23 protein-coding genes and 3 pseudogenes are annotated in these 23,104 nt (G+C 67.9%); 12 read left to right on the top strand and 14 right to left on the bottom strand.

Annotation, left to right across the window (positions count from 1 at the left end):
- Window positions 1-65: 65 nt before the first annotated feature.
- Window positions 66-272: pseudogene (locus ACFOYX_RS12555) on the top strand (STAS domain-containing protein); the annotation flags it as partial.
- Window positions 273-588: 316 nt separating this feature from the next.
- On the opposite strand, the gene ACFOYX_RS12550 reads toward ACFOYX_RS12555, so the two are convergent.
- From ACFOYX_RS12550 to ACFOYX_RS12520, 7 genes are all read right to left on the bottom strand, one after another.
- Window positions 589-1,104, bottom strand: coding sequence for an ATP-binding protein (locus ACFOYX_RS12550; RefSeq protein WP_236648354.1), 516 nt, complete (start codon window positions 1,102-1,104; stop codon window positions 589-591).
- 318 nt (window positions 1,105-1,422) lie between these two features.
- Window positions 1,423-1,995: an excalibur calcium-binding domain-containing protein gene (locus ACFOYX_RS12545; protein ID WP_236648355.1), complete on the bottom strand. Its 573-nt coding sequence runs from the start codon at window positions 1,993-1,995 to the stop codon at window positions 1,423-1,425.
- 332 nt (window positions 1,996-2,327) lie between these two features.
- Window positions 2,328-2,918 (bottom strand): hypothetical protein, encoded by a 591-nt coding sequence (locus ACFOYX_RS12540; RefSeq protein WP_146231209.1) that lies wholly within the window; start codon window positions 2,916-2,918, stop codon window positions 2,328-2,330.
- A 102-nt stretch (window positions 2,919-3,020) separates the two neighbouring features.
- Window positions 3,021-3,338 carry a helix-turn-helix domain-containing protein gene (locus ACFOYX_RS12535; RefSeq protein WP_109804128.1) on the bottom strand — a complete coding sequence of 106 codons (318 nt, stop codon included), beginning with the start codon at window positions 3,336-3,338 and terminating at the stop codon, window positions 3,021-3,023.
- A 1,061-nt stretch (window positions 3,339-4,399) separates the two neighbouring features.
- Window positions 4,400-5,167, bottom strand: coding sequence for an IclR family transcriptional regulator (locus ACFOYX_RS12530; RefSeq protein WP_109804129.1), 768 nt, complete (start codon window positions 5,165-5,167; stop codon window positions 4,400-4,402).
- A 305-nt stretch (window positions 5,168-5,472) separates the two neighbouring features.
- Window positions 5,473-5,616 (bottom strand): hypothetical protein, encoded by a 144-nt coding sequence (locus tag ACFOYX_RS12525; RefSeq protein WP_322443670.1) that lies wholly within the window; start codon window positions 5,614-5,616, stop codon window positions 5,473-5,475.
- A 219-nt stretch (window positions 5,617-5,835) separates the two neighbouring features.
- Window positions 5,836-6,549 (bottom strand): IS6 family transposase, encoded by a 714-nt coding sequence (locus tag ACFOYX_RS12520; protein ID WP_109804141.1) that lies wholly within the window; start codon window positions 6,547-6,549, stop codon window positions 5,836-5,838.
- Between the two features lie 245 nt (window positions 6,550-6,794).
- Here ACFOYX_RS12520 and ACFOYX_RS12515 point away from each other — a divergent pair, with 245 nt between their 5' ends.
- Window positions 6,795-8,246 carry a plasmid pRiA4b ORF-3 family protein gene (locus ACFOYX_RS12515; RefSeq protein ID WP_322475164.1) on the top strand — a complete coding sequence of 484 codons (1,452 nt, stop codon included), beginning with the start codon at window positions 6,795-6,797 and terminating at the stop codon, window positions 8,244-8,246.
- 121 nt (window positions 8,247-8,367) lie between these two features.
- On the opposite strand, the gene ACFOYX_RS12510 is transcribed toward ACFOYX_RS12515, so the two are convergent.
- Window positions 8,368-8,742, bottom strand: a complete 375-nt coding sequence (locus tag ACFOYX_RS12510; protein WP_109804131.1) for a type II toxin-antitoxin system VapC family toxin — start codon at window positions 8,740-8,742, stop codon at window positions 8,368-8,370.
- Window positions 8,739-8,993, bottom strand: a complete 255-nt coding sequence (locus ACFOYX_RS12505) for a type II toxin-antitoxin system Phd/YefM family antitoxin (RefSeq protein ID WP_109804132.1) — start codon at window positions 8,991-8,993, stop codon at window positions 8,739-8,741. The genes ACFOYX_RS12510 and ACFOYX_RS12505 overlap by 4 nt, the downstream gene beginning before the upstream one ends.
- Before the next feature lie 1,181 nt (window positions 8,994-10,174).
- Here ACFOYX_RS12505 and ACFOYX_RS12500 point away from each other — a divergent pair.
- The 7 genes from ACFOYX_RS12500 (at window position 10,175) to ACFOYX_RS12470 (ending at window position 19,240) form a co-directional block, all read left to right on the top strand.
- On the top strand, window positions 10,175-12,142 hold the full coding sequence (locus ACFOYX_RS12500) for an APC family permease (RefSeq protein ID WP_109804133.1): 1,968 nt from the start codon (window positions 10,175-10,177) through the stop codon (window positions 12,140-12,142).
- A gap of 10 nt (window positions 12,143-12,152) precedes the next feature.
- Entirely contained in the window at window positions 12,153-13,532 is a 1,380-nt protein-coding gene (locus ACFOYX_RS12495) for an ATP-binding protein (protein WP_109804134.1), read from the top strand.
- Complete coding sequence (locus ACFOYX_RS12490; RefSeq protein WP_109804135.1) at window positions 13,529-14,215, top strand: response regulator; 687 nt, start codon at window positions 13,529-13,531, stop codon at window positions 14,213-14,215. The genes ACFOYX_RS12495 and ACFOYX_RS12490 overlap by 4 nt, the downstream gene beginning before the upstream one ends.
- 372 nt (window positions 14,216-14,587) lie before the next feature.
- Complete coding sequence (locus ACFOYX_RS12485) at window positions 14,588-16,456, top strand: KUP/HAK/KT family potassium transporter (protein WP_322443673.1); 1,869 nt, start codon at window positions 14,588-14,590, stop codon at window positions 16,454-16,456.
- Window positions 16,374-16,559: a hypothetical protein gene (locus ACFOYX_RS12480; RefSeq protein ID WP_377533992.1), complete on the top strand. Its 186-nt coding sequence runs from the start codon at window positions 16,374-16,376 to the stop codon at window positions 16,557-16,559. Before ACFOYX_RS12485 ends, ACFOYX_RS12480 begins: the two co-directional genes overlap by 83 nt.
- A gap of 738 nt (window positions 16,560-17,297) precedes the next feature.
- Window positions 17,298-18,797: a SulP family inorganic anion transporter gene (locus ACFOYX_RS12475; protein WP_322443674.1), complete on the top strand. Its 1,500-nt coding sequence runs from the start codon at window positions 17,298-17,300 to the stop codon at window positions 18,795-18,797.
- A complete protein-coding gene (locus ACFOYX_RS12470; RefSeq protein WP_322443675.1) occupies window positions 18,797-19,240 on the top strand; it encodes a MerR family transcriptional regulator in 444 nt (147 codons plus the stop codon). Before ACFOYX_RS12475 ends, ACFOYX_RS12470 begins: the two co-directional genes overlap by 1 nt.
- Window positions 19,241-19,276: 36 nt before the next feature.
- On the opposite strand, the gene ACFOYX_RS12465 is transcribed toward ACFOYX_RS12470, so the two are convergent.
- Window positions 19,277-19,540, bottom strand: a complete 264-nt coding sequence (locus ACFOYX_RS12465; protein ID WP_238452751.1) for a DUF6069 family protein — start codon at window positions 19,538-19,540, stop codon at window positions 19,277-19,279.
- Window positions 19,541-19,738: 198 nt separating this feature from the next.
- Here ACFOYX_RS12465 and ACFOYX_RS12460 point away from each other — a divergent pair, with 198 nt between their 5' ends.
- On the top strand, window positions 19,739-19,996 hold the full coding sequence (locus ACFOYX_RS12460) for a Na+/H+ antiporter NhaA (RefSeq protein WP_368666275.1): 258 nt from the start codon (window positions 19,739-19,741) through the stop codon (window positions 19,994-19,996).
- Between the two features lie 190 nt (window positions 19,997-20,186).
- Window positions 20,187-20,543 carry a hypothetical protein gene (locus tag ACFOYX_RS12455; protein ID WP_322443676.1) on the top strand — a complete coding sequence of 119 codons (357 nt, stop codon included), beginning with the start codon at window positions 20,187-20,189 and terminating at the stop codon, window positions 20,541-20,543.
- Window positions 20,544-20,588: 45 nt separating this feature from the next.
- Here the strand turns inward: ACFOYX_RS12455 and ACFOYX_RS12450 are convergent, their stop codons facing one another.
- Window positions 20,589-20,993, bottom strand: a complete 405-nt coding sequence (locus ACFOYX_RS12450) for a hypothetical protein (protein WP_322443677.1) — start codon at window positions 20,991-20,993, stop codon at window positions 20,589-20,591.
- A 304-nt stretch (window positions 20,994-21,297) separates the two neighbouring features.
- Between ACFOYX_RS12450 and ACFOYX_RS12445 the strand changes: the two genes are divergently transcribed.
- Window positions 21,298-22,047: a hypothetical protein gene (locus tag ACFOYX_RS12445; protein WP_322443681.1), complete on the top strand. Its 750-nt coding sequence runs from the start codon at window positions 21,298-21,300 to the stop codon at window positions 22,045-22,047.
- A gap of 163 nt (window positions 22,048-22,210) precedes the next feature.
- Here ACFOYX_RS12445 and ACFOYX_RS12440 read toward each other — a convergent pair.
- The 3 genes and pseudogenes from ACFOYX_RS12440 to ACFOYX_RS12430 form a co-directional block, all read right to left on the bottom strand.
- A pseudogene (locus ACFOYX_RS12440) lies at window positions 22,211-22,309 on the bottom strand (tyrosine-type recombinase/integrase); the annotation flags it as partial.
- A 46-nt stretch (window positions 22,310-22,355) separates the two neighbouring features.
- Complete coding sequence (locus ACFOYX_RS12435) at window positions 22,356-22,706, bottom strand: integrase core domain-containing protein (RefSeq protein ID WP_377533991.1); 351 nt, start codon at window positions 22,704-22,706, stop codon at window positions 22,356-22,358.
- A pseudogene (locus ACFOYX_RS12430) lies at window positions 22,600-23,103 on the bottom strand (IS3 family transposase); the annotation flags it as partial. The gene ACFOYX_RS12435 and the pseudogene ACFOYX_RS12430, both read right to left, overlap by 107 nt.
- Window position 23,104 lies beyond the last annotated feature (1 nt).

The raw sequence follows: 23,104 nt of genomic DNA, 5'->3' as shown, positions 1-23,104 counted from the left end.
AAGCCACCGTGCACGTCGCCGCGATCAACGAGTGGCTGTGACCGACTTCGACACAGGCTCTAGAGCAGGCAATCAATGCTGCGAACGAGGTGAAGGCCGATCTTGCCGAGGTCACCTTCATCGATTCCACCGTGATCACGGCCCTCGTAACATCCCAGAACCTGGCGAGGGCAGCCGGTCGCCGCTTCGCCGTGGTCAATCCCGAGGCCCAGGTGCACCGGGTCCTCGCTGTCACCGGTGTCCTGCAGGCTCTGACCACCGAAACGCGGTGACGAGCCACCACCTTTGACATGAGGCGCGGGGGTCGGCAGCCGACAGTGGCGGGATGCTCCGGGTTGCCGGGCGGGCCCTAGCCTTCGCGCGTCGGCGCGGCACCTACCAGGTCTGAGTTAACGATCGTGCACGGTGAGCTGGGTACCGGGGTGTGTGAGCTGGGCTCGCGACAGCGGGATACGCGCCAAATCCCCTCGTCGGCGCGCTTGAGCAAGGTGCGGAAGCCGGCGCGGACCAGCGAATGGTCGTCGGCAGGCCGCCACGAGCGTGAGGTCGTGCTCGACGCGGACCTGGTCTTCCAGGTCGGCTTGTTCATTACTGGTTGTCCGGCATGGGGCCGTTTATCTCGCCGCCGGGTGGCGAGGTGGGCGCGGGGGTGTCGGTGCCAGTAGTCGGCTCGAGGCAGGCGGTCACGGTGGCAGTCACCCCATTGAGCCGGCGGGTGAGGACGAGGCCGTCGGTCAACTGGTGGGCGAGCCACAGTCCGCGGCCCCCGGCGGTATCGACCGCGGGCAGTCGCACCCGCAGGCTGCCCGGCGCCGCGCCTTGGTCGGTGACCTCGCAGATCAAGACGTCGGCCTGGCGGCGCAGCTCGAGGTGGCCGTGGCCACCGCCGTGGCGCACGGCATTGGTGATCAGTTCATGGACGGCGAGGACGAAGTCGTCGCCGGCATCTCCGGTCAGTCCCGCGGCGGTCACCTGCGCCTGGAGTGCGTGTCGGAGCGTGCCAACCGTCGCGCTGGTGAAGTCCTGCGACATGATCGGAACGACGGCAGCGACGAGGGCCGGCGCCGGATGTCCCGGGTCGGAAGCCTCAGCGTCGCCGGTCACTCTCGCAGGCTACCCACCGCTGGCGGTACCGGAACCACTGAGTACAACTACGCGCGATCGCGGAGGCGCGGCCAACGATCTCGGCGTTCCTCGCCTACGTTGGCCCGCATTGGTCATGGGCGAGAAGCGGTCGTCGGCCTGGACGGGCCTGACCCGCTCCCGCCAGTCTGGCCCCACCCCTTCGACGCTTCCCCGTGCCCAGCGCGGACGTGGCGCCGATAGGTCGCCTACGGGACAGCCTCACGGCCGCGGGCCCCGATCGGCGCGGCGTGACATGGAGTCAGCTATCTGCCGTCGGCGGTACTGATCGTGGAGCCGTTACCGCCGTTCGCACACCAGGCCGTCGCCGTTCCGGTCGCGGTACCAGGCGTATTCCGGGTCGATGCCCCTGCGGTATGGGCCGTAGCCGGCCGCGTTCGCCTCCTTGCACGTGCCGAACCGAGGATCCGTCACCGGCACTGGTGGCGGCATTGGCCTGGTGCTGGTCGGGGCCGGTCGTGGACTGCTGGCGCGCGTGGCCGTCGGCTTGACGGTCGCCTTCGGCGCCGCGGTCGTGGTTTTGGCGCTGCTGTCCCCTGCAAGGGGAGCCGGCGCGGTGGGCTCCACTGGTGCAGGGGTCGGACGGGTATCGGCGTCAACGAGGCGGTTGCCGGGCGTGGCGTTAGGCGTGGTGTTACGGGCACTGGGCCGCGCCGTGTCGGAGTCGTTGTCCGCTGCGTTGATCACCGCGCCGCCGCAACACAGCCCGACCACAACGGCGGCGGCAGCGATCAGCCATGGCAATGCCTTCCTCTTGACCGGCGCGGGAGGCGCGGGATATAGCGGCAGGACTGCGGTGTCGTCGAGCGACATCTCGTGCGGGCGGCCGTGGGACGGCGTCGGTGTCGTCATCGGGGCTGTTCCTGACAGTGGGGAGCGAGTTCGGTTTCCGGCAGGACCGGGCCGGGACGAGGGTGTTGGGCGAAGACCCAGGAACACACCCGACCCGACCTGGTCACTCTGGTGGCCGGACGCGTTAGCAATGGTCTGGGGACCAGTGCCGCAGCTTAGGCACCTCCGGCCAATGCGCGCCAGATCTCCCGCGGAGGTCCGGCAATGGTTCCGGCGTGCGGCGGGGCGATGTGACGCCGGGTGGTGGCTGCCAGGCATCCGGCAGCCACCACCCGGCAGGCGGTGCGGACAATTTCAGGAGGAGACTGTTGGGGCCAGGTTGTGCCCCTACCTCACCTGGTGTCCGTCACGGTGGGGGTGCCCGGAACTGCGGCGCCGAGCCACAGTTGGGTCAGGACGTAGCGGGCTCCGCTCGGGATGGTGCCGGACTCGTCCGCGGCCGACGACGCCGCCGAGCCGAGCAGGGTGCACGACTCGTCGTAGAAGTACAGGTCGAAGTCGTACGGCGTGACGGTGTCGCTGTGAACACGGACCTCGTGGGCTCCGTCACCGAAGCTGTCCGGCAGCTTGGTGACCCAACCGTCCGCGCCCTGCGCTGGCGTGGCCGGCACCGCGCAGGCCGTCTTGAACGCGGTGGCGTCGTCGGCCGTGCCGGTGGACGGGTTACCCGCGGCGATCACCCCGGTCTCGGTCACCGGCGCGTCCGGCGGGGACGGCGGCAGCGGCTCGACCCCGGTGGCGGTCTTCGAGAAGACCTGCAATTCGGCGGCCTGCACGCCAGTCTTCGTCTCGCCGAGCGCGGTGTCGGTCCAGAACCGCACGTACTGCGCCTGCACCGGCTGCGGCAGCGCGCGTCCCGGGCGGCCGGCCCGTCCGATGGCCGGGGTGCCGGAAGGCGCCACGAACAGGAGTACGGCCGCCATGGTCGAGGCCGGGACGATGAGTTCGCTCGGACGGCCCACCGGCTCGGCCGCCGACTCACCGACACCAGCGGTACGCAGACGACCTCACGAGGGCGGGGGCGGTCAGTCGTGTCGCTGCGCCCCATGATGCTTCTGGTTTTGTCGCAGGGCTTCCTCGAGTTGGTCTTCGAGGATGATGATCCGGCAGGCGGCCTCCAGGGCGGTGCCCTGATCGACCATCTCCCGGGCTCGGGCCGCCAGGCGTAGCTGGTAGCGGGAGTAGCGGCGGTGGCCGCCGGCGGAGCGGTGCGGGTCGATCAGTTTCGCCTCGTCCAAGCGGCGCAGGAAGTCCTGCGAGGTGCCGAGCATCTCCGCGGCCTGGCCGATGGTGTAGGCGGGGTAGTCCTCGTCGCCGAACATGTCATCAGGGCTTTGGCCCATGTCACCTCCACGTCGAGGGCCCCGGCGCGTAAGCGCCGGGGCCCAGGGTTACGGGTCAGAACACCATCTACCGACAGGAACGTCGGCTTGTCGTATCCGCACCAGCCGCAACTGACGGCTTCGGGTGCGAGGATCGCATAAGCGTGACCGGAGACCACCTCTCGTTCGATGGAAACTGCGGTGTCCGCCCGGCCTGGATTGACGGCCAACGGCGGGCGATCCAACGGTGTACGGCCCTCCCTTTCCTCTGCCTTCTCTTTCCCTTGCTGACGTGCGGTCCACCGGTGTCGGAGCCCACGCGACTTCATGGCCCCTACACGTACGGCAAACATCAGATGGAGCCCTGAAGACGCCTTGGCCCCACCTGTGGTGCCCCGTCGCGCATCACGTCGGGGCTGACGTGCTTCTACTGCCGAAAGGAAACGGTGAAACTCGTTCCCGCTTCCCGCCGCCCGTCGTGACCTCACGGCCGGGCGGTCCGCCTGCATCTTGTGGCTCTCTGTTCTCGACTCGAAGAAGAGTACCCCGCACCACTAAGGATGTCTAGTCGTTTCAGCATAGATTTTCGGGCTGGCTGTCAGTAGCCTCGGCGGCCAGCCAGAGGGGCATCAGGGAGAGCTGGCGGGTGGCACGGTCGCGCATCGGCACGGACGTCGACATGAACGGCGTCGCCATTCTCGGCCCCGTCGGCGACCTCGATGCCGACACCAGCGAAGACCTCACCGAGGCGATCACCGCGTCCTGACTCGCCTCCGGGTGACGCACCTGGTGGTGACCCTCGTCCGGGTGTCATCCCTTGACTCGCGGCCTGCCCGTGCTCGTCGAGTGCCACGGTCACCCGACGGCGTCCGGCCGACCGTGGCGTCGTCCAGTCACTGCCCGCCCCCGGCAGTGACCTTACCGGGATCGTTTCCTGATCCGATCGATCTGTGATGGTCCCCAGTCTTGCCCGGCTGTGTTCACCCACGCGGAGGGGGCGGGCGGTCCTGCCGGCGCGGTTTGGGTGAGAGACGCCGGCGGAGCGGATAGCGGCCGAGGGACAACCTGAGTCGTGCGATGGCTTAGGTGGGCGGCGTTTTGGTGATACGCGTTGCCGCGGTGACCAGCCGCTTGCGTACGGTGTGTTCGGTGCGCTGGAGGTCTGCCGTCGACAGGACGCACGCCAAAGCTGCCGGCTGACCCGCGGTCGAGACGAGCACAGCAGCCGTGGCCGTGGCCGGATGGTAGTGGCCCGACTCGCTGTGCAAGCGGCCCCGGTTGGCGGTGGTCAGCGTCGGGTTCAACGCCTCGACGTCGCTGACAGTGGAGGTGCCAAGGTTGGACGTTGGGGCCTGTTTGAGGTAGCTCGCGCGGGTGGGAGTGAGCGTGGACAGCAGCGCGAGGCCCCAGGCGGTGACGTGCGGGGCCTCGTGGAATCCGGGGACCAGCTGGTCGTGGTGGGCAGTCCGAGGACCGGGGGCGACGGCGGTGAGCGTGATCCTGCCGTCGACGAACTGTGCGAGGCAGTGGGTGTATCCGGTGTCGACGGCCAGGCGCCGCAGCTCGTCGGTCACCGCGGCAGACGGGCGGATGGCCTCGCGGAGGTCCCGGTATCGGTGGGCTACCTGCAGGCCGGCAGTGAAGGTGCCGTCTTCGCGCCGAACGAGATAGCCCTCGTAGGTCAGTGTCCGGACTATGTGGTAGACGGTCGCGGAGTTCAGGCCACACCGGCTGGCCACTTGTTTGACGGTCAGACCGCGCGGCGTGCCACCGACGGCTTCCAGCACCCGCAGCGCCCGGGACACGCTGGAGAGCAGATCCGATGGCGGTATCAGGGGCTGCTCACCCACAGCGGTCCTCCGATTAACGCTCGACTCGTAGCGGCCGGTTCTCCCCTCACGTCATACCCGCGTCGGGTCCCGCTATCTCGCATCGCGGCTCACCGCGAGGACGACTGACGGCCCCGCAAACGAAGGTGAGACCTGGGCGATGACCAGCGCGGGGGGCATCTCATGGTCAACATATCGCGCCATCGCACAAGGACGGGACGCGTCTTGCGGGAGTCCCGTACCCAGGCCAGGGTCTTGGGCCACCGCGGGACGGCCGCAGTGCCGGAGGCTGACGCCGCGGGTGATTTCGCCGCCCGCGATTGCGGTCAGGTCGGCGTGGGGCGGCTACCGCGGGGCAACTCTCCGGGGTGATGATCCGGTACCGCAGGGCCCTGGCCGCCACCCCGGTCGGCGACGACCAGCAGCCCGGCCAGCACCAGCAGAAGGACGACGAAGGTCGGATTCGCCATCCGCTCCGAACTGGCCGCCTACGTGATCAGCTTAGCGGAGGAGCACACCTACAAGGCGCGACCGTCGCTACGAGCTGGTCACCGGCTGCGGCCACTCCTGAACTCGCATGTTCCGGCTGACGTGGTCGTGCCCATCGAGGGCGCTGCATCATGTGGAGGCCTGGTGCTGTTGCGTTGCCGGATCGACAGACGTGTTGAGCCCCGAGGGCTGGTCTCGTGTCAGATCGCCCGGGCGAGTTCGGTGAATGCAGCCGCGACCCGCTGAGCGGGCGGAGCGTCGATACCGAGCTCGTAGTGGCCGCGCCGGAGATTCTGCATGAACGCGTGCCCGGTGATAACCACCTGGGCTGTGTTGTCCTTCCGCAGCCCACGCATCGGTCTCAGCCTGTGTTTGAGCTGGCTGTGATCAGCCTCTATCGGGTTGTTGGCGTGCTGCTCGACGTGGTGCCATGCGTGCGGGATCAACTCGTCGAGCACGGCGGGGTAGACCGCGGCGGCGTCGGTGACCACCTCGGTCGGCTTGACCTTGAGCGTGGCGATGGCGCGTCGGAAGAACCGCCGGGCCGCGTCGGCGTCGCGGCGGGTCGAGACCAGCACGTCGATGACCTGCCCGTACTGGTCTATCGCACGGTAGACGTAGCGCCACACGCCGTTGACCTTGATGTAGGTCTCGTCGACGTGCCACCTGTCGCCGGGCGCGTGCCGGCGGAATCTGGCGGCGCCGGCCAGCAGCGGGGTGAACCGTTGCACCCACCGGTAGACGGTGACGTGGTCGACCTCGACGCCGCGTTCGACCAGCAGTTCTTCGACGTCGCGGTAGGACAGGTTGAACCGCAGGTACCACCGGACCGCGACGATGATCACCTCGGGTGGGAACCGGAACCCGGCGAACGCGGACTTCGGCGGTAGCCAGGGGCGAGGACGGTTCGACAGCTTCACTGGTCAAGCCTGCCTCGATCTTGCCAACGACCAACGCAACAGAGCCCTGCGGACAGGCCAGCGCGTGGGTGGTGCAGACTGGGCCGATGAGTCCTGCCGGCCGTGGCCCACGAGACAAGCAGAATACGACATCCGGTCGCCGCTCCGACCTCGTCGTGGTGGGCAACGTGGAGGAGAAGTGCGACTGTCCCGCGTGTTCAGGCGGGGAGCTGGATCCCGAACAGATGCTCGCCGAGTTGGTGGACGGTGCCGCCGACCTGGCCGGTTGCGAGGATCCGCTGGAGGCGGAGCTGGCCGGCGCACTGTTCGTGGCGATGGCGGTGGCCGGCGGTGACGACACCGTACCCGCTTTCGCCCAGGCATTTATCCCGGCGATCGAGGCACGCGGTAACGATGCGGCCCTGACGCTGCTGACCGCGATCGGCGCCGCGGCCAGTGCCGGTCCCGAGCAGGTGGCAGAGGCCGCCGTGGCAGCCGCCGGCCGGTTGGCCGTCGACGGAGTCCCCGCGCCGGCCTGGGCCCGGAAGCTGGAGCAGCCGCTGCACTCTGGCCCCTTCACTCGGCTGTACGACACCGAGGGGACCATGTCGGTGTTGGTCGGCTCGTTCCAGCGGGCGGGGCACGAGCACGCGGTCATGGTCCTGGTGGATCACGACGACTGCGGCGCCGCCGACGGCATCCTCGTCGTGGACGGGGCGGACCTGCCGGTGGCGCTGAAGGACATCCGCGAAAGCGGTCGGCGCGACGGCCTGACCATCAAGACCCAGAAGCTGGGCGCGCCTGAGTTCCGCTGGTACGTCGAGCAGGCGATGCAGGCGCGTGCCGTGCACGACGCCGAGAACGGCGACGATGGCAGCCAGGACGCGCCGGAGCTTGTCGACGAGGAGGACGGGCCCGGGTATGACGTGCTGGCGGTGCTGGTCCGTACCCGGTTGGCTGCTCTCCCGCAGCCGCGTAAGCCCAAGGGGGCGGTCGTGTCCGGGCACGGCGCTGGTGGCCGGGACGCGATGGCGGTACTGCAGCAGTTCGCCCAACTCGTCAACCGTTCGGGCGACCCTTCCGATCTCGGTCTCGACTTCCTGACAGCAGGGCGGGCGCAGCCGGCGAAGCTTCCGGCCAAACGGAAAAAGACCGCCGGCCCGGCACAGGTGTATCAGCTCAAGGTGAGTCTACGTGGGGCGAAACCACCCATCTGGCGGCGGCTGTTGGTGCCTGCGGACATCAGCCTGGCCCGGCTGCACGACACCATCCTTGCGGCATTCGGTTGGCACGGCGGCCACATGCACGTGTTCGAGACGGCGTACGGCGACTTCGGGCGCGCCGACCGCGAGTTGGGGCACCGGGCGGACGGGTCGGTGACGCTGGAGCAGGTCGCGCCCGAGGCGAAGGACAAATTCCGATACACCTACGATTTCGGGGACGACTGGGTACACGACATCCTGGTCGAGAAGGTGCTCGTCCCGGACCCGTCGACAGACCATCCCAGGTGTACCGGCGGGAAGCGGGCCGCCCCGCCCGATGACTGCGGGGGAATCTGGGGATACCAGGAGCTGGTCGAGGTACTCACCGACCCCGCACACCCCGAGCACGAAGAACGCCTGGAGTGGCTGGGACTGGCCGATGCCAGCCAGTTCACCCCGGACACCTTCGACATGGAGGAAGTGAACCGCCGGCTGCGTGCCCTTCGCTGAGCGGCCAGCCATCGCCAACCCGGGATACTCGCCGGACCGGGTGACGACGTCACCCGGATCGTGCGGGTTAAGTGGGATGGACAGCATCGAACCTGGTTTGCTGGCCTTGCGAACCGGGCTGTCACACCTTGAGGACGTCCACGTCGTACAGCGCGATCGACACGTCACGGGTGACCAACGTCAAGCCTTCGGTGACCGCTTGTGCCACCAGCATGCGGTCGAAGGGATCACGGTGATGGAATGGGAGGCGCCCGGCAGCGATCGCGTGAGCGTGAGTCACCGGCAGTTCACGGAGGCCCATATCCCGTACCCGTTCGGCGAGGTCCGCCGGTCCAGCGAGCTTTCCATCGGTCTGCTTGATAGTGATCTCCCACAGGCTGACCGGGGACAGGAAGATGTCAGGGTCATAACGCAGCCGGTCAAGGAATTCCTCGCCAAGGGTGGCATCGCCGGTGATGGCCCACAGCGCGATGTGGGTGTCCAGCAGCAGGGTCATTCGCCGATACCAAAGTCGGCAGCGATCTCGGCGTTGGTGTGTGGCGAGTCCCAGTCGCCCGACAGGTCTACCTGCCCGGCAAGGGAGCCGACGGCGGTGCGGTTGACCCGACGCACCAGTGGAACCACTCGCGCCACAGGGGTCCCCGCCCTATCGATGATGATCTCCTCGCCGCGTTCCACTCGCTCGATGATGCGCGACAGGTGCGTCTTCGCATCATGCATGTTGTAGTGCACGGCCTCCGCCGACATGGCTCCACCTCCCCGGCTAGCTAATAGCTTAGTCCACCCGGCCTGACTGTGCCACAGACTGCTCGACTGCCCAGCCCCTGAATTATCGGCGGGCGGCCGGTCCCGCCTGGCCGGTGTCCGGTCCACGCTCGCGGCGGCGTGGCCGGCCGAGGTGACCGGCGATCGGCGGCGACGGCCGGTCCGCCGGAGGCGGTCGCCGCCGGGAGTGAACAGGCTGGCCGGGCGGGCGGGCGGCACGGTGGGCGGTCGGAGCCGGCCTTGTCGGGACCCCGTGGTGAACCACTCGGGCAGCCCGGTCGGAAGTCCGGAAATCAGATGGGTGGGGCCTCACGACCGTCACCACCGTCGCTCGCCCTGACCGGGACACCTGCCCGACATCACCGCCAGGCCAGCGGCGGCCGACCGCCCTGCAACCATACCGACAGCGAAGATCCACAACCCCGACCACAGTGGGCAGAGGCCCCGCACCGGTGCGCCAACACTGGAATCATGATCCAGACCAGGCGACACGCATAACCACTGGTCAGCACGGACCGGCACGAGCCCTCGCCAGAACGGCACAGCGACAACGGAGCACCATCGGAGCACCAGATTCCAAATCTTGGGAAGATCCGTCCCAAGGCTTAGAAGCAGTCAAGGTCGTGACCTGCGTTTCCGCATGTCACGACCTTGATCATCTGTGCGCCCGAAGGGACTCGAACCCCTAACCTTCTGATCCGGAGACCGATGCTTGTCTATGGGCATGATCGGGCTGGTCGATCGTCCGCCCCGGTCCCTCCCGGTCCGCGCGGGTCCCCATAGATACCGGCAGGTCCAGGCCCTACATCAGGTTTTGTCGATCACTGCACGCCGCCAGATGAGACCCCGGAATCCGAACGAGTCCCTGCACGTCCGGACCAGTTTTCCGGCGTCCGAGCAGCCACGGAGCAGCATGGATCGCCGTTCACGCCACCTTGCCTCGAACCACCGCGGACGTATGGATCTTCTTTGCGGAGCCGGCACCGGCGCTGGATGCGCGGGCGTTGGGGTTCGGGTTGCTGCGCGAGGCGATAGCCGTCCGCGCGGGTCGGCACCACGACCCAGATGCAGGGTCGCCAAGATTGCGTGAAGATCACCCGTCGGCGCGTTAAGAAGATGTCAAGATCTACGGATCTTGCCGGCGGCCGCGTGACGTTGGAGCCGTGTTCGAGTTCTTGAAGCGGCTACTGGTCGGCGCTCCGCTGCGCAGCGACCGGCTCGGCGAGCAACTGCTGTCCAAGCGGATCGCACTGCCCGTCTTCGCGAGCGACCCGCTCTCCTCGGTGGCGTACGCCACGCAGGAGATTCTGCTGGTCCTGACGCTGGGCGGGCTGGCCTACCTGTACCTGGCCCCGTGGATCGGGCTGGCCGTCATCGTGCTGCTGGCGGTGGTTGTCCTCTCCTACCGGCAGGTCGTGCGGGCGTACCCGTCCGGCGGTGGCTCCTACGAGGTGGCGACCCGCAACCTCGGAGCCTCGGCCGGTCTGGTCGTAGCGGCGGCGCTGCTGGTCGACTACATCATGACCGTGGCGGTGTCGGTGGCCGCCGGGGTCGACAACATCATCTCGGCGTTCCCCGATCTGAACCCCTGGCGGGTGCCGATCAACCTCGGCTTCGTCGCCTTGGTGACGGCGATGAACCTGCGTGGCGTGCGCGAATCGGGCCGGATCTTCGCGGTGCCGACCTACATGTTCGTCGTCGGCGTGCTCGCGCTGATCGCTACCGGGGTCATCCGGATGGCGTTCGGCGACACTCCGGTCGCCGAGAGCGCCGCCTGGTCCGTCACGCCCGAACCCGGACACGGCAACTTGACCGGCCTGGCCCTGCTGTTCCTGGCGTTGCGCGCGTTCTCCTCCGGCTGCACCGCGCTGACCGGCGCAGAGGCCATCTCCAACGGCGTACCGGCGTTCAAACCGCCCAAGGGCGAAAACGCGGCCGGGACCATGCTCTTGATGGGCGCCCTGTCGATCACCATGTTCGGCGGCATCACCGCACTGGCGCTGATCTCGAAGGTGCGCTACGTCGAAAACACGTGCGACCTGATCGGGTTCCCCGGCGACTGCGCCACCTCGGCGCAGCGGACCGTCATCGCGCAGCTCGCGGCGGCGATTCTCGGCGGCACCAGCTCTCCCATGTTCTTCTACATCCAGGCGGCCACCGCCCTGATCCTCATCCTCGCGGCCAACACCGCCTTCAACGGCTTCCCGCTGCTCGGCTCGATCCTGGCCGAGCACCGCTACCTACCCCGTCAGCTGCACACCCGCGGCGACCGGCTGGCCTTCTCCAACGGCATCCTGCTGCTGGCGCTGATCGCCGGTGCGCTGATCTACGCGTACAAGGGCTCGGTCACCAGCCTCATCCAGCTCTACATCCTCGGCGTGTTCACGTCGTTCACTCTGTCGCAGACCGGCATGGTCCGGCACTGGAACACGCTGCTGCGCACCGAACGCGACCCCGGACGGCGGCGGCGCATGCACCGATCCCGGCTGATCAACGCGTTCGGCGCCGTCTTCACCGGCCTTGTCCTGGTCATCGTCACCATCACCAAGTTCACCCACGGCGCGTACCTCGTGGTGATCGCGATCCCGGTGCTGTTCGCGATGATGCGGGCGATCCGCCGCCACTACGACCGCGTGGCCACCGAGTTGGCGCCGGAACCGGGCGGCATGGTGCTGCCCAGCCGCATCCACGCGGTAGTACTGGTCTCCCGCCTGCACCGGCCGACGATCCGGGCGCTCGCCTACGCCCGCGCGACCCGGCCAGACACGCTCACCGCGCTGACCGTGGCGATCACCCCAGAGGAGGTGCGCCAACTGCAGGCGGAGTGGGACGAGCACGACATCCGGGTGCCGCTGACCATCGTGGACTCCCCATACCGGGACATCACCGGGTCAGCGCTGGCCTTCATCGACAGCCTGCGCAAGGAGCACCCGCGTGACCTGGTCATCGTCTACATCCCCGAGTACGTCGTCGGCCGCTGGTGGGAGCACCTGCTGCACAACCAGTCGGCGCTGCGACTGAAGGCCCGACTGCTCTACAAGCGGGGCGTCATGGTGACCAGCGTGCCGTGGCAGCTGGAGTCGAGCCGCACCGAGCCGGAGATTCATGCTCCAGCCCAGGTCGGCCGATAACTTGGGCGGTATGCGGGACAGGTCGCGGCGGGCGTACCAGCGGATGCTCACCGGCGTGCTACTGGCGGCCGCCGGGCTGGCCGGACTCACCGCACTGCTGGTGCCGGTGCGCGGCGACCTCGCGCTGGCCAGCGTCGTGCTGCTCTACCTGGTGGTCGTGGTGGCGGCTGCCGTTGTCGGCGGGCTGACCGCCTCGCTCGCCGCTGCGGTCGCCTCCGACCTGCTGGTCAACTTCTTCTTCGTCCCGCCGTATCACACGCTCACCGTGGAGAGCCGGGATCACCTCATTACGCTCGTCGTCTACGTCGCGGTCGCGATCACGGTCAGCGTCGCGGTAGATCTGGCCGCCCGCCAGCGCGCGGCCGCGGCCCGCACCGGCGTCGAGGCGGCCGTGCTCGCGCGGATCAGCGCCGAGCCGATCGGCGCCGGCTCCGTGCACGCCTTGCTTTCCCGGGTACGCGAGGCGCTGCACATGGACAGCGCGGCGCTGATCGAGACCGATCCGAGCGGCGCCGAGCACATCGTCGCCGTAGCCGGACGGGAACCGACCGGAGTGCCGTCGCTGTCCGTGACAGCTCGGCCGAATCTGCGCCTGGTCGTCGAGGGGCCGGACCTGTTCGCTCCCGATCCCCGGTTCCTGGCCCGGCTGGCCGCGGCCGCCGCCCGCACCCTGGACGCGGAGCGCCTGGCCGACCAGGCGGCCCGCGCCCGGGAGCTGGCCGAGATCGACCGGTTGCGGGCGGCCCTGCTGGCGGCGGTCGGCCACGATCTGCGTACGCCGCTGGCAGGGATCAAGGCCGGGGTGTCCAGCCTGCGCGACCCGGACCTGGAGTTGGCCCCGGCCGAACAGGCGGAGCTGCTGGAGACCATCGAGGAGTCCGCCGACCGAATGTCCGACCTGGTAGAGAACCTGCTGGCGATGAGCCGCCTGCAGGCGGGTGCCTTGATAGTCGAGAGCCGTCCGGTCGCCGTAGACGAGATGGTCGCCGCGGCGCTGCTGCATCAGGGGCCGGCCACGGTCGAGGTCGACGTGCCGGACGATCTGCCCTTCGCGTACGCCGATCCGGGGCTGCTGGAACGGGTCGTGGCGAACCTCGTCGCCAACGCCGTGCGCGAATCGCCTTCGGTGCGCGTGGTCGGCCACGCTTCCGGTGACCGGCTGTCGTTGCAGGTGGTCGATCACGGTCGCGGCATACCGGCCGAGGACCGCGAGCGTGTCTTCGCCCCGTTCCAGCGCCTCGACGACCGGTCCGCCGAGGGCGGGCTAGGTTTGGGGTTGGCCATCGCCCGCGGCTTTACTGAGGCGATGGGCGGCACCCTGACGGCGACCGACACCCCGGGCGGAGGACTGACGATGACGATCATCCTGCCGCAGGCGGCAGCCCAGTGACCCCAGTCCTCGTCGTCGACGACGATCGTCAACTGGCGCGGGCGCTGCGCATCGCCCTGTCGGCCCGCAGCTACGAGGTCGCCGTCGCTACCGACGGGGCCAGCGGGCTGGCGGCCGCTGAGCGAACGCCGCCCGGCCTGGTCATCGTCGACCTCGGCCTGCCCGACATGGATGGGGTCAGCGTCGTCCAGGCGCTACGTGGCTGGTCGGCCGCCCCGATCATCGTGCTGTCGGCCCGGCTCACCGAGCAGTCGAAGATCAACGCGTTGGACGCCGGGGCTGACGACTACGTGACCAAGCCGTTCGCGATGGGTGAGCTGCTGGCCCGGATGCGGGCCGCACTGCGCCGAGCCGCTGCCGGTGAGCAGACCTTCCCCGTCGTCACGACGGCGGCGTTCACCGTGAACCTGTCCGCGAAACGGGTCACCACGACCGCCGGGGCGGAGGTTCGCCTGACCCCGACCGAGTGGCACCTGCTGGAGGTGCTGGCACGCAACCCGGATCGGCTCGTCACCCACCAGCAGCTGCTGCACGAGGTGTGGGGGCCGCGCTACGAGACTGAGACCAACTACCTGCGCGTGCACCTGGCAAACCTGCGGCGCAAGCTGGAGCCCGACCCGAGCCGGCCGCGCTATCTGCGTACCGACCCGGGCATGGGCTATCGGTTCACCCCTGAACAGTAGGAGACGATCAGGCCTCGGCCACGTCGAGACAGCGCTATACCGCTACGAATTGCGCCGACGCAACCACCGACATCGTTACCGCAAGCCCCCGAACAGCGTGAATGCGGTTCGGTTCCGCCACATCGGGTCCACCCGTGTTGGTTGCATGAACACTGGCTGCCGCGCGAACTGGCAGGTGGTTGCATTCCCGCAGCGCCACGGCGACCCTCCCGTCGCCGACTATGGAGGGCAATTCGGCAGGCCAGAGTCGTGTGACAGCGACCGGCCTGGCGGGCGGCGAACGAGCCGACCTGGTCAAACAAGGCCGAACCAGATCGGCGCGTTTCATGGTTCCGGTGCGGGGACTGGTGTGCGGGTTGGTATGCCTGTGGGGTGGCAGAGCAAGCGAACAACGAGCAGCCTCCGCAAGGCGAGGGGCCGGCGGAGGACGGTGGGACCGCGTCTCAGACATCGCTGGCGGGTCGCCGGACGGCGGGGCTGGGGTTGCTGCTGGGCGCGTTGGGTGTGGTGTACGGCGATATCGGCACGAGCCCGCTGTACGCGCTGAAGACGGTCTTCACCCTCGACCGTGGCCTGGTGCCGGACGCTCCCGACGTGTTCGGCGTGATCTCGCTGGTCTTCTGGTCGATCATCCTGATCGTGTCGGTCAAATATGTCGTCTTCATCCTGCGGGCCGACAACGAGGGCGAGGGCGGGGTGATGGCCCTGGCCGCCCTCGCCCGAAAGGCGCTGCTCAAGGACAGCGGGAGGCGCGCCGGTGCGGTGTTGGCGCTCGGGGCGCTCGGCGCTGCCCTGTTCTACGGCGACAGTGTGATCACCCCGGCGATCTCGGTGTTGTCGGCGGTGGAAGGTCTGGAGGTCATCTCCCCGCAGTGGGCGGTGGTGGTGCTGCCGGTGTCGGCGGTGATCCTCACCCTGCTGTTCGCCATCCAGCGATGGGGCACCGGACGGGTCGGGGCTGTGTTCGGGCCGATCATGCTGCTCTGGTTCGCCAGCCTGGGCGTGGCCGGCACGGCCGAGGTGATACGTCACCCGAGCGTTCTGGCCGGGCTGTCACCGACGTATGCGGCCCTGTTCATCGTGGGCCACCCGGTCATCGCGTTCATCGCGATGGGCGCCGTGGTGCTGGCGATCACCGGTGCCGAAGCGCTCTACGCCGACATGGGTCACTTCGGCCGCGCCCCGATCCGCCGGGCCTGGTTCGCGATCGTTTTTCCCGCATTGACACTCAACTACCTCGGCCAGGGCGCGTTGATCCTCCGGGCACCGGACAGCCGGGACAATCCGTTCTTCCTGCTGCTACCAGGCTGGGCGCAACTGCCGATGGTCGTCCTGGCCACCGTGGCCACCGTGATCGCGTCCCAGTCGGTGATCTCCGGAGCGTTCTCGGTGTCCCGGGAGGCCATGCGGCTGGGCTTCCTTCCGCACCTGCGCATCCGGCAGACCTCCCGCCGCCAGTACGGACAGATCTACGCCCCAGGAGTGAGCTGGGCCCTGTTCGCCGCAGTCTTGCTGGTGACGTTCGCGTTCGGCTCATCCACGAACCTTGCCGCCGCCTACGGGGTGGCGGTCACCGGCACATTCCTGATCACCACGACCCTGTTCCTCGTCGTCGCGCGGGTGCTATGGCACTGGACCACCTGGCAGGTCGCGCTGTTCGCGGTCGTCGTCGGCAGCATCGAGCTGACCTTCTTCACCGCGAACCTCGCCAAGGTCACCCACGGCGGCTGGCTGACCCTGCTCATCGCGATCATCCTGTTTACGATCCTGCTGACCTGGCGGCGCGGAGCCGAACTGGTCACCGCCCGGCGGATCGAACGGGAAGGCCCACTACGGGACTTCATCGACACCCTCCACGCCACAGACATCCCATGGGTGCCGGGCACCGCCGTGTTCCCCCACCCCAACAAGGAGACAACGCCCCTGGCACTACGCGCCAACGTCGCGCACAACCACGTACGACACGAAAGAATCGTGATCATCACCGGCCGCACCGCGAACGTCCCGCACATTCCCTGGGATCAACGACTGACCATCGACGACCTCGGCGACCCCAATGACGGCATCATCCACATCACCGCCGTCTTCGGCTTTCAGGACCCCACCGACTTCCCCGAGGTCCTGCGACCGCGCCGCCGCCCACCCCCTCGCACAAACGATCGACCTCGATCACGTCTCCTACCTCGTCTCGAGGATCACACTGCGGTGCACCCGTCAGCCCGGTATGGCCATCTGGCGTAAACGCCTGTTTATCGCCCTCGCCCACAACGCCGCCAGCCATGCCGAGTTCCTTCACCTACCCGAGGAACGCACCATCGTGCTCAGCGCCGAAGTCCCCGTCTAAACCCGCCCCGAGCAGCGCCTCCCATCGAAACGGGTAAGCAGGGGTCGGGCTCAATTAGTCAGGTGCGTCGACGTCGCCGGGTGGCGGCAACGGAAGTGGGTCGCCTTGCAGGACCGAAGTCACCGACGAGCGGCCCGTCACCCCTGCCAACACTGCTCTGGCGGCATGCCGTTCTCACGATTCGGCTCGCACTCTCACCGCCACTGCGCTCCACCGACACAGGGCCGAATCCCTGTGATGGCATTAGCACTCCGAGCGCCCTTGGGCGGAGTAGGAGTCTCGCCGGTAGAGAGACCTCCAGCACGGCCGCCCCACGATCGCATGCCGAAGATCAAGGGCTCATTCCGGCGTACAGGTCAACCCTTCCGTCCCATCAGGTCAGCCCCTGTGCACGGCGGTCGACCTATCGATTCTTTGAGGGCTGGTCGTGGTCGGTCGTCTCTGGCCAGCACTTGGGGGCCCCGGGCAGGCGGCCCAGAAACGGCCCAACCGCCAGATCAAACGGGCCAAGGTGATGATCACCACGCACGTCCGACTCTCCCCTTACGGAAGGGTAGGGTCTGTCGAGGTCGTCAGGGTCTGACCGAAGGTTCCCTTGACGACCGTGCCGCGTCTTGGCCGATGAGGTCCAGGATCCGGATCCGGCGCGGCCGTCGCTGATCGTTTCGTAGTCGTCTGCCCCGACCCCGGGGCGGTTGCTGTGCGCCCGACCGAGTGCGCCCGAGTGGAAATGGCTCCATGTCCTCTGTGCTGTCCGCGGTCGTCCGGCCGCGCCTGTCCCGTCCGTCCTGGCTGTCACCGAAGGTGTTCCGCACCGAGGTCCTCGCCGGCCTGGTCGTCGCTCTCGCCCTGATTCCCGAGGCGATTTCCTTTTCGATCCTGGCCGGGGTCGATCCTCGGGTGGGCCTGTTCGCCTCGTTCACGATGGCGGTCACGATCGCGCTGTGCGGCGGTCGGCCGGCGATGATCTCCGCCGCGACCGGTGCCATCGCCCTGGTCGTCGCGCCGCTGGTCAAGGAGCACGGCTTGGACTACCTGATCGCGGCGGTGATCCTCGGTGGCGCGATCCAGGTCCTCCTCGCGGTGCTTGGCGTAGCGAAGCTGATGCGGTTCATCCCGCGTAGTGTCATGGTCGGCTTCGTCAACGCCCTCGCAATTCTGATCTTCGCCGCGCAGGTCCCGCACCTGATCGGCGTGCCGTGGTTGGTCTTTCCACTCGTCGCGGTCGCGTTGGCGATCATGGTAGGGCTGCCCCGGCTCACTCGCGCGGTCCCTGCGCCGCTGGTCGCGATCGTCGTGTTGACCGTCGTCACAGTGGTCGTCGGCGTAGCCGTGCCGACCGTCGGGGATGAGGGCGCCCTGCCGGACAGCCTGCCCGCCCTCGGTGTTCCGCAGCTGCCCTGGACCCTCGACACCCTCAGCCTGATCGCCCCCTACGCCCTGGGTGTGGCGCTGGTCGGGCTGATGGAGTCGCTGATGACCGCCAAGCTCGTCGACGACATCACCGACACGCACTCCAACAAGACCCGCGAATCCTGGGGCCAGGGCGTCGCCAACATCGTCACCGGGTTCTTCGGCGGTATGGGCGGCTGCGCGATGATCGGTCAGACGATGATCAACGTGAAGGCGTCCGGTGCGCGTACCCGGCTGTCGACCTTCCTGGCCGGCGTGTTCCTCCTGGTTCTGGTCGTCGCGCTCGGTGACGTGGTCGCGGTCATCCCGATGGCCGCTCTGGTCGCCGTGATGATCATCGTGGCGGTGTCGACCTTCGACTGGCACTCCGTCGCCCCGGCCACGCTGAAGCGGATGCCCTACGGCGAGACGATCGTCATGCTGGCCACCGTCGCGACCACCCTGGCCACCCACAACCTGGCCGTCGGCGTCGTCGTCGGTGTGCTCACCGCCATGGTGATCTTCGCCCGTCGGGTCGCCCGTCTGGTCGAGGTCACCAGCGTCCTTGACCCGGACGGCACCACCCGGATCTACTCCGTGCATGGTGAGCTGTTCTTCGCCTCCAGCAACGACCTCGTCGGGCAGTTCGACTACACGAACGACCCTGAGAACGTGGTGATCGACATGACCCACGCCCATGTCTGGGACGCCTCCTCCGTCGCCGCGCTGGACGCGATCAGCACGAAGTACGCCGCCCGGGGCAAGACCGTCGAGATCGTCGAGCTGAACACGCCCAGCGCCCGCATCCACGACACCCTCGCGGGGCAGCTCGGAGTCGGCCACTGATGGCCGCTGCCAGCCGCAGCGCCGGGCCGGAGCACGCCTCCGGCCCGGCCTCGGCTCGTTTGATGCAGATCGGGGAGGCCGCCGAACGGGTCGGGCTCAGCATCCGCACCATCCGCCACTACGAGGAAGCCGGCCTGATCGTCCCCAGCGCGCGCAGCGAAGGCGGCTTCCGGCTGTACACCGAATCCGACCTCGACCGTCTCGCCGTGGTCAAGCGGATGAAGCCCCTCGGCTTCACCCTCGACGAGATGCGGGATCTCCTCACCGTCCTTGACGCCCTCGACACCGCCACCGACCACAGCGAGCTGCTCGACCGGCTGGGCATGTTCCACACCGCCGCCACCACCCGCGTCACCGCGCTACGCGACCAACTCGCCCTGGCCGAAGGCTTCGCTGGCACGCTCCGCGCAAAGCTCGACCACCACACCGGCCCAACCGCCTGACCCCCGCCGAGCCGGTTGCCGACCACAGCGCGTCCGTCAGCGGCGGACTGCCGTCTTGCTCCGATGAACGGTCACCGCGTCCTCGTGGGACGCCTGGCTCGTCAACACCAGCACCGGCACCAACACAGCGGCGACCGCCAGATGCATCAGGCCGAGCACCAGGCGGGTCGACAGTGCGGTGCCCGAACCGGTCAAGGGCAGGAACGACACCAGAAGCACCAACCCCGCCGTCACCACGCACACCACCCGACCAAGGCGGGTAAACCGCTCCAGCAGGGCGATCGGGCCCCACCCGGCCACGGCGGCGCTGAGCAGTTGCTGCGGCCATGGACGAACGCTCTGGCGCTGCCCACCTTCGCGCTGTTCTCAGCCGGGGTTGCGTTCGGGTCGTTTCGGAGATCTGCTCGGCAACACCGTGGCGATTGGCGTGTTCCTCGATCTCGTCGTCGGCAAGGTCATCGGCATCGCCGGCGGCACGTGGCTGACCACCAGAACTCAATGTGGCCGAACTGCCCCAGCCTAGGGTGGCCCGACATCATCGGCATGTCTCAGCTCGCCGGGATCGGCTTCACCGTCTCTCTGCTCATCAGCGAACTCGCCTACCCAAACAACGAAGGGCTGCTCAACGCCGCGAAGAGCGCAATCCTTGTGGCGTCCGCCGCTGCCACCGTTCTCGCCGCTGCCACCTTGCTCTGGCGCGGTAGGCACCACCGACGAGCGAGACACCAGGCTCATTCCCACACGTCTCGTGGGTGAGCATCGCTAGGAGTAGCAAACGTTAAGGAGCCACCTGCGCCCGGGCCGCGTCCGGGTCACGTTGCGCCATTTGCGCACATCCCGTCGACAACGATCATCGTTGGTTGGCCTTGTCCGACCTTCGACGGCCTAGATGCTTCTGTTGTCGGGGCTTGCATCTGGTACCTAGGTACAGGCTTACCGTCGAAGTATGAGCGACCGACACGTCACGACAGACGACTCCTGGGTCCCGGATGCGTGCACCTTGCCGACGGCTGAACGGCCGCTGCGGCTTGCTGAGTTCAATCAGTTCTTCCGCGATGCCGTCCGGGGTGCCGACCGGCTGTCGCCGCAGCATCTGCGGTTGCAGCTCGACAGCGCGAAGCATGTGGAGGAGACGGCGCGGGATTTGACGGCCCGTGAAACGTCCTGCTGCTCGTTCTTCACTTTCGACATCGTGCGGCCCCGCCCGGATTCGCTGACGCTGGACGTTCGGGTACCGGCGGCACACGGCGACGTGCTCGATGCCCTCGCCGAGCGGGCGACGTCTGTCCGGGTCCAGAGATGACCGGATCGGGGCTGCGCAGCGGGCAGCTCGCCGACGCGGCCGGGGTCACTGCACATCGACCTCCCCGTCGTTGATGCGGTCGAGCTCCTTGCCCCAGACCTCGTCACCGTCGAAACCGAGTACGGCTTGCTGCAGGTATACGAACATCGTGTCGCTGGATCCGCCGGACGACAGGCATTCAAGGGTCAGCGCACGCAATGTGGCGATGTCATCGGCGTACAAGCCGCGACTCTTGTCGTCGGCGTCTACGGCGATGAACCCGGCGAGTACTACGGCGCGCTCGCGGTCCTGGGGACGAAAGATGGCGCAGGTCCGGGCCAACCAGGGCAGCAGAACGGCGCTTGCGGGATCGCAGGTGCCCTGGTGACACGACTCCTGCCAGATGAGATCCCACGCCGAGGAACCGGGGTCGTCTGCGGCGGCATCCAGGGCTTCCTGAAAGCTTGTCACCTACGGAGCCTCCCACAACGATCGACTTACTGATCTCGGCAAGGTCGGACCTTGCGGGAGCGGGGCTGAACGCGCGCATCGCGGGCAGAAGCGGATGTTCGCGAGTCACCAGCCGGGGCGGAGGCGACATGATGGATGATCGTATCGGGGCCCGTACTGCCGACAGGTGAGCGAAGCGGGCTGGATCATCGGGTCGCTGCCCGCTGGCGTCCTGGTGATCTTCTCACGCGCCGGTCCTGACGAGGGATCCATCCTTGGGGGCACGGCCTGGCGGTAGAGCACGCTTGGGTTCAGGAGTGACGCGATGACGTGGCGGACGAGTCTGCTGGTTGGCGATGTCGTTGTTGTCGTCGCGCTGGCCGCGGGAGACAGTTGGTTGGTCGACCACGGGCCTTGGGCCTTGCCGCTGGCGGTCATTGCGCTGATACCGGCGGTCGCGTGGGGCGTCGCTGCGCCCACACCTGCGTGGGCCTGGTCGGTTTCCGCGTTGTTGCTCGGGGTGCTGCTTGCGTCCGTGTGGGTTTCGAGGGTGTACCTCAGCCATGGCCCGGCAGCCCCACCCATTGACTGGGCCCTGCCCTCCGCCACTGTCTCCATCGTCGTGTGCACTCTCGCGATGATGTTTTCTCGCTCGTGGCGGTGGAATCCGGTGATGGCGCTCGCGGCTCTGGCTGTGACAGCAGGATGCTGGGGACTGCTCCAGCGGGTGTATGAGGGCGAGTGCTGCATGTCCATCCCGGCCAGCGACACCGCGCCTGCAAACTCGGCGTTGGATATCGCCGACGCCGGCCACACCGAATGCGGGCAGGACGGCGGACTCTGCGACCGGGTGGTCGCCATCAGGACAACCCTCACGACGGCCGAAGTGCGGAAGGTGTTGCGGTCTCACGGATGGAGCGAGGACTGCCGACCCGTCACGGGAACCCTGTCGAACCTTGGCTGGTACCGGTACGGCAGCCGTTGCATCTCGATCGAGAGCGGACAGCCCGGGACGGTTGAAGTCTCCCTGCTTGCCAAGGCGGACTGGTGGTCACGCCTCGAACGAGAGTTGTAACCGTCCGCCCATCACCTCTCCGCGGAGACATCCTCATCTCGGCAGAGTCGCTCGTCGTGGTCGCTACTTTCTGGAGGCCATGTAGGCGGCGAGGATGTAGTTGGGGTGCCGGTCGAGGTTTTTGCGGGCGCGGTCGTAGCGCATGGTCGTGGCGAGGGTCGGCGTGACGGCCGGCGATCTGCACGTCGCGCTGGCTCACGCCGGCGTCGAGCATGGTGGTGACGAAGGTGTGGCGCAGCATGTGTGGGTGCATCCTCGGCATCTGGATCCCGGCGGTGTGTCAAGCCCCGGGTTTGATGGAGAGTTGGTTAGCTGGTTTTCAGGGGTGCGGTGACCGGCTGGGTCATCGCGTGTAGGGCTTCGTGTTCGGCGGGTGGGATGTGCCCGAGCTCGCCGTGCAGGCGTCGGTTGTTGTACCAGTCGATGTATTCGACGGTGGCCATCTCCAGGTCGTCGAGCCCGCGCCAAGGCCCCTTGTTGCGCACGAGCTCGGCCTTGTACAGGGAGTTGAACGCCTCGGCCATCGCGTTGTCGTACGAGTCGCCCCTTGGACCCGACCGAGGCGACAGCGCCGGCCTCGGCGAGCCGCTGGCTGTAGCGAATCGCTCGATACTGGACTCCCCGGTCGGAATGGTGTACCAGTTTACGCAGGTCAGCACCCTGATTCTCGCGGCGCCAGATCGCCATCTTCAGCGCGTCGAGGGCCAGATCCGTGTAGAGGCTGGTGGCGACCTGCCAGCCGACGATCATGCGGGAGAACACGTCGAGGACGAAGGCGGCGTACACCCAGCCCACGCTGGTGCGCACGTAGGTCAGGTCGGCGACCCACAGCTGGTTCGGGCCGGCTGCGGTGAAGTCCCGTTTGACCAGGTCAGCAGGGCGGCTGGTCTCGGCCGCCGGCCGGGTCGTGCGCGGTGACTTGTCGCGCAGCAGCCCACGCAGCCCGGACTCACGCATCAGCCGCTCGACGGTGCACCGGGCCACCCGAACACCGCGGCGGTGCAGCTCGTGCCAGATCTTGCGGGCCCCGTAGACGCCGTAGTTCTCCTGGTGGATC

The sequence above is a fragment of the Micromonospora sp. GCM10011541 genome (genome assembly GCF_042650725.1).
In the GTDB taxonomy this organism is placed as follows: Bacteria; Actinomycetota; Actinomycetes; order Mycobacteriales; family Micromonosporaceae; genus Micromonospora; species Micromonospora sicca.
Note: the sequence above shows the minus strand (reverse complement) of the source record. Positions and strands in the feature narration are given on the sequence as shown.

Coding starts and splice junctions, on each gene's coding strand:
- ACFOYX_RS12545 (WP_236648355.1), bottom strand. CDS start 1,995: ATGACGACACCGACGCCGTCCCACGGCCGCCCGCACGAGATGTCGCTC.
- ACFOYX_RS12540 (WP_146231209.1), bottom strand. CDS start 2,918: ATGGCGGCCGTACTCCTGTTCGTGGCGCCTTCCGGCACCCCGGCCATC.
- ACFOYX_RS12535 (WP_109804128.1), bottom strand. CDS start 3,338: ATGGGCCAAAGCCCTGATGACATGTTCGGCGACGAGGACTACCCCGCC.
- ACFOYX_RS12525 (WP_322443670.1), bottom strand. CDS start 5,616: ATGGCGAATCCGACCTTCGTCGTCCTTCTGCTGGTGCTGGCCGGGCTG.
- ACFOYX_RS12510 (WP_109804131.1), bottom strand. CDS start 8,742: ATGACCCTGCTGCTGGACACCCACATCGCGCTGTGGGCCATCACCGGC.
- ACFOYX_RS12505 (WP_109804132.1), bottom strand. CDS start 8,993: ATGTCGGCGGAGGCCGTGCACTACAACATGCATGATGCGAAGACGCAC.
- ACFOYX_RS12495 (WP_109804134.1), top strand. CDS start 12,153: ATGCGGGACAGGTCGCGGCGGGCGTACCAGCGGATGCTCACCGGCGTG.
- ACFOYX_RS12475 (WP_322443674.1), top strand. CDS start 17,298: ATGTCCTCTGTGCTGTCCGCGGTCGTCCGGCCGCGCCTGTCCCGTCCG.
- ACFOYX_RS12470 (WP_322443675.1), top strand. CDS start 18,797: ATGGCCGCTGCCAGCCGCAGCGCCGGGCCGGAGCACGCCTCCGGCCCG.
- ACFOYX_RS12460 (WP_368666275.1), top strand. CDS start 19,739: ATGTGGCCGAACTGCCCCAGCCTAGGGTGGCCCGACATCATCGGCATG.
- ACFOYX_RS12455 (WP_322443676.1), top strand. CDS start 20,187: ATGAGCGACCGACACGTCACGACAGACGACTCCTGGGTCCCGGATGCG.
- ACFOYX_RS12445 (WP_322443681.1), top strand. CDS start 21,298: ATGACGTGGCGGACGAGTCTGCTGGTTGGCGATGTCGTTGTTGTCGTC.